Below are 1639 nucleotides of genomic sequence, written 5' to 3' on the forward strand. Positions count from 1 at the left end.
ACCTTCGGTGAGGAGTGCAACCGCAAGGTGCGCGCGGAACTGATGGACGAGTGTCTCGACGTCATGTGCGGTCTCTGGCGGGGCCAGCCCTTCGAGTACGCAGGCACCCACTACACGGTGCGGTCCACCGAGTTCCCGACAATCGGCCACACCGTCCAGCAGCCGCGCGTCCCCATCTGGTGCGTTGGAGCCCTCGGTCGACCGAAGTCGATGCGGCGGGCGCTCAGCTGGGACGGGATTATCCCGCAGGTGATCGACTCGTCGACCGAAATGGGCGTCCGCCAGCCGACGCTCGAAGAGATCGCCACGCTGGGCGCCGAAATTGCTGCGCACCCCAATACCGGCGGCGACTTCGACATCGTCGTCGAGGGCCAGGGGACCGAGCATTCGCCGAGCGCGTACAAAGATGCCGGAGCCACCTGGTGGATCGAATCGATGTGGGGTGCGATCTCCGAACACTCCCCGGTGACGGCCGCATACGACCGGCTAATGCAGGGACCGCCGAGCTAGGTGGCTACCGTCCTTCGTCGTGACGACAACGGACGTAAGCCCCACCGAAACGGGATGGAATCTCGCCGACGTCTGGGAGACGATCGCCAGTGGGCTCGGCGATGCACTCGCCCAGCAGCAGGGCGCTCGCCAGATCAGCTGGACTGAAATGAACCGGCGCGCCAATGGCGTTGCCACGGCGATGCTCGCGATTCCCGGAGCCGCTGAACAGGACAAGGTCGCCCAGTACCTCTACAACTGCCCCGAATACCTTGAGTCGACATTCGCGGCGTTTAAGGCCGGCTTCGCCACGGTCAACACCAACTACCGCTATGCCGCTGACGAACTGGTCTACCTGTGGGACAACGGCGACGTCACCACCGTTGTCTTCCACGGAACCTTCGCCGATCAAATCGAAGCCATTCGCGATCGCGTGCCACGCATCACGACCTGGCTGTGGGTCGATGACGACGCTGGACCATGCCCGGACTGGGCAACACCGTACGAAGCCGCTGCGATTGCCGGAACCGACGAGAACGTCTCGGGTGCCTGGGGCCGATCCGGCGACCACCTGCTCCTTCTGTACACCGGCGGCACCACCGGCATGCCGAAAGGCGTCATGTGGCGTCAAGACGACTTGTTCGGCGTGCTCGACGCCAACAATCGCATGCGGCTTCCGCCCGAACAGGACCTCAACGCGGTCGACGCTCGCGCCACCAGGCCCGGCCCGCGCAACATGCCGGGTGCACCACTGATGCACGGCACCGGCCTGTTCAATGCGATCAGCAACCTGATGGTCGGCGGCAGCATCACCACCACGGTGGGCCGCAGTTTCAGCGCTGAGGAGTTCCTCGATTCAGTCGAGCAGTACGACATCAACTCGTCCTCGATCGTCGGTGATGCTTTCGCCAAGCCGATCCTCAGAGCCCTCGAGGCCGAGCCTGATCGTTGGGACATCTCGTCGCTCCGCGTCATCGTGTCGTCCGGCGTGATGTGGTCGAAAGAAACGAAGGACGGCCTGCTCCGCCACAACGATCGGTTGATCATGGTCGACGCGCTCGGATCGAGCGAAGCGATCGGCATGGCGACAAACACGACGACCTCCGAGTCAGTGAGCGATCCGAATCGTCAGACCGCCCAGTTCCAACTC

General features: G+C 63.8%; 2 protein-coding genes. Both read left to right on the forward strand.

The window, feature by feature from the left end:
* A partial coding sequence (locus ACH2EI_RS03690) for an LLM class flavin-dependent oxidoreductase (protein WP_395159166.1) occupies positions 1–510 on the forward strand: 510 nt, incomplete at its 5' end.
* 19 nt (positions 511–529) lie between these two features.
* Positions 530–1639, forward strand: a 1110-nt coding sequence (locus ACH2EI_RS03695) for an AMP-binding protein (RefSeq protein ID WP_395159168.1), incomplete at its 3' end; no start/stop codon positions are given.

It is taken from the genome of Ilumatobacter sp., from assembly GCF_041688325.1.
GTDB lineage: Bacteria > Actinomycetota > Acidimicrobiia > Acidimicrobiales > Ilumatobacteraceae > Ilumatobacter_A.